This is a genomic window from Saccharothrix obliqua, assembly GCF_019375475.1.
In the GTDB taxonomy this organism is placed as follows: Bacteria; Actinomycetota; Actinomycetes; order Mycobacteriales; family Pseudonocardiaceae; genus Actinosynnema; species Actinosynnema obliqua.
In genome coordinates this window covers 1-3,322 of the sequence record NZ_JAHXGQ010000027.1, presented here as the reverse complement: position 1 = coordinate 3,322, position 3,322 = coordinate 1, and the positions used below count along the sequence as shown (strand labels likewise).

Below are 3,322 nucleotides of genomic sequence, written 5' to 3'. Positions count from 1 at the left end.
GGTGGGGTTGTCTGGTTGTTCTTTGAGAACTGCACAGTGGATGCGAGCATCTTTGTGGCAAGTTGTTAAGGGCATACGGTGGATGCCTTGGCACCAGGAGCCGATGAAGGACGTAGGAGACTGCGATAAGCCTTGGGGAGTTGTCAACCGAGCTGAGATCCAAGGATTTCCGAATGGGGAAACCCGGCCCCAGTCATGTGGGGTCACCCACGCCTGAACACATAGGGTGTGTGGAGGGAACGCGGGGAAGTGAAACATCTCAGTACCCGCAGGAAGAGAAAACAACCGTGATTCCGTGAGTAGTGGCGAGCGAAAGCGGATGAGGCTAAACCGTATTCGTGTGATACCCGGCAGGGGTTGCGTGTGCGGGGTTGTGGGACCTGTCTGATCGTTCTGCCGGACGGTCGAGGAGTTATAAAGTGTCGAGTTAGCGGAACGTGTCTGGAAAGCGCGGCCGTAGAGGGTGAGAGTCCCGTACGTGAAAACTCTGGCACCTCCTGATGGTGTTCCCAAGTAGCAGCGAGCTCGTGGAATTTGCTGTGAATCTGGCGGGACCACCCGCTAAGCCTGAATACTCCCTGGTGACCGATAGCGGACGAGTACCGTGAGGGAAAGGTGAAAAGTACCCCGGGAGGGGAGTGAAATAGTACCTGAAACCGTGTGCCTACAATCCGTCGGAGCCTTTCGGGGTGACGGCGTGCCTTTTGAAGAATGAGCCTGCGAGTTAGTGCTGCGTGGCGAGGTTAACCCGTGTGGGGTAGCCGTAGCGAAAGCGAGTCCGAAGAGGGCGTGTGAGTCGCGTGGTCTAGACCCGAAGCGGGGTGATCTAGCCATGGCCAGGGTGAAGCGTGGGTAAGACCGCGTGGAGGCCCGAACCCACCAGGGTTGAAAACCTGGGGGATGAGCTGTGGTTAGGGGTGAAAGGCCAATCAAACTCCGTGATAGCTGGTTCTCCCCGAAATGCATTTAGGTGCAGCGTCGTGTGTTTCGTGCCGGAGGTAGAGCACTGGATGGTCTAGGGGGCCCACAAGCTTACCGAAATCAACCAAACTCCGAATGCCGGTACGTGAGAGCGCGGCAGTGAGACTGCGGGGGATAAGCTTCGTAGTCGAGAGGGAAACAGCCCAGAACGCCGGCTAAGGCCCCTAAGTGTGTGCTAAGTGGGAAAGGATGTGGGGTCGCTTAGACAACCAGGAGGTTGGCTTAGAAGCAGCCATCCTTTAAAGAGTGCGTAATAGCTCACTGGTCAAGTGGTCCTGCGCCGACAATGTAGCGGGGCTTAAGCACACCGCCGAAGCCGTGTCATTCCGGTTCTGCCGGGATGGGTAGGGGAGCGTCGTTCAGCCGTTGAAGTGCCGGAGGAATCCAGGTGTGGAGGCTGGGCGAGTGAGAATGCAGGCATGAGTAGCGAAAGCAGAGTGGGAAACTCTGCCGCCGGATGACCAAGGGTTCCTGGGCCAGGCTAATCCGCCCAGGGTAAGTCGGGACCTAAGGCGAGGCCGACAGGCGTAGTCGATGGACAACGGGTTGATATTCCCGTACCCGTGTGAACGCGCCCATGGCGAACCTTGTGATACTAACCGCCCGAAGCGCCGTGCGAGTCTTCGGATGAGCGTGGTTGTGGAGCGCGGGGCCTGAACTTGTAGTAGTCAAGCGATGGGGTGACGCAGGAGGGTAGCTCCGCCAGTGAGTGGTTGTACTGGTGTAAGCGTGTAGGGAGAGTCGTAGGCAAATCCGCGGCTCACGTATCCTGAGACGTGATGCATAGCCGATTGAGGCGAAGTAGGGTGATCCCATGCTGTCGAGAAAAGCCTCTAGTGAGTGTTCATGCGGCCCGTACCCCAAACCGACACAGGTGGTCAGGTAGAGAATACCGAGGCGATCGGGCGAACTGTGGTTAAGGAACTCGGCAAAATGCCCCCGTAACTTCGGGAGAAGGGGGGCCGAGGGATTTGAAGCCCCTTGCGGGCTAGGATTTTTCGGCCGCAGAGACCAGCGAGAAGCGACTGTTTACTAAAAACACAGGTCCGTGCGAAGTCGCAAGACGATGTATACGGACTGACGCCTGCCCGGTGCTGGAACGTTAAGGGGACCGGTTAGCTCTTCGGGGCGAAGCTGAGAACTTAAGCGCCAGTAAACGGCGGTGGTAACTATAACCATCCTAAGGTAGCGAAATTCCTTGTCGGGTAAGTTCCGACCTGCACGAATGGCGTAACGACTTCTCGACTGTCTCAACCACAGGCCCGGCGAAATTGCATTACGAGTAAAGATGCTCGTTACGCGCGGCAGGACGGAAAGACCCCGGGACCTTTACTATAGCTTGGTATTGGTGTTCGGTTCGGCTTGTGTAGGATAGGTGGGAGACTGTGAAGCGGCCACGCCAGTGGTTGTGGAGTCGTCGTTGAAATACCACTCTGGTCGTACTGGATGTCTAACCTCGGTCCGTGATCCGGATCAGGGACAGTGCCTGGTGGGTAGTTTAACTGGGGCGGTTGCCTCCCAAAGGGTAACGGAGGCGCTCAAAGGTTCCCTCAGCCTGGTTGGCAATCAGGTGTCGAGTGCAAGTGCACAAGGGGGCTTGACTGTGAGACCGACGGGTCGAGCAGGGACGAAAGTCGGAACTAGTGATCCGGCCATGGCTTGTGGAAGCGTGGTCGCTCAACGGATAAAAGGTACCCCGGGGATAACAGGCTGATCTTGCCCAAGAGTCCATATCGACGGCATGGTTTGGCACCTCGATGTCGGCTCGTCGCATCCTGGGGCTGGAGTAGGTCCCAAGGGTTGGGCTGTTCGCCCATTAAAGCGGTACGCGAGCTGGGTTTAGAACGTCGTGAGACAGTTCGGTCCCTATCCGCCGTGCGCGTAGGATACTTGCGGAAGGCTGTCCCTAGTACGAGAGGACCGGGACGGACGGACCTCTGGTGTGCCAGTTGTCCTGCCAAGGGCATTGCTGGTTGGCTACGTTCGGAAGGGATAACCGCTGAAAGCATCTAAGCGGGAAGCTCGTTCCTAGATGAGGTATCCCACCCTTTGTGGGTTAAGGCCCCCAAGAGACCATTGGGTTGATAGGCCGGAGATGGAAGGTCGGTAACGGCTGGAGTTGACCGGTACTAATAGGCCGAGGACTTGCTACGAAAATGCTACGCATCCACTGTGCGGTTCTGAAAGAACCGAACCGGACCGTCTGGTCCCGGGCCGAGAGGCCTGGAGGGCCGGGTGTCTGCGGGTTGGTAATTTCATAGTGTTTCGGTGGTTATGGCGGAGGGGGAACACCCGGTCCCATTCCGAACCCGGTAGTTAAGCCTTCCAGCGCCGATGGTAC

2 rRNA genes are annotated in these 3,322 nt (G+C 57.4%); both read left to right on the top strand.

Annotated elements, in window-relative coordinates:
* Positions 1 to 55: 55 nt before the first annotated feature.
* A 23S ribosomal RNA gene (locus KZQ38_RS35640) occupies positions 56 to 3,134 on the top strand.
* Between the two features lie 111 nt (positions 3,135 to 3,245).
* Positions 3,246 to 3,322 (top strand): 5S ribosomal RNA (gene rrf, locus KZQ38_RS35635); the annotation flags it as partial.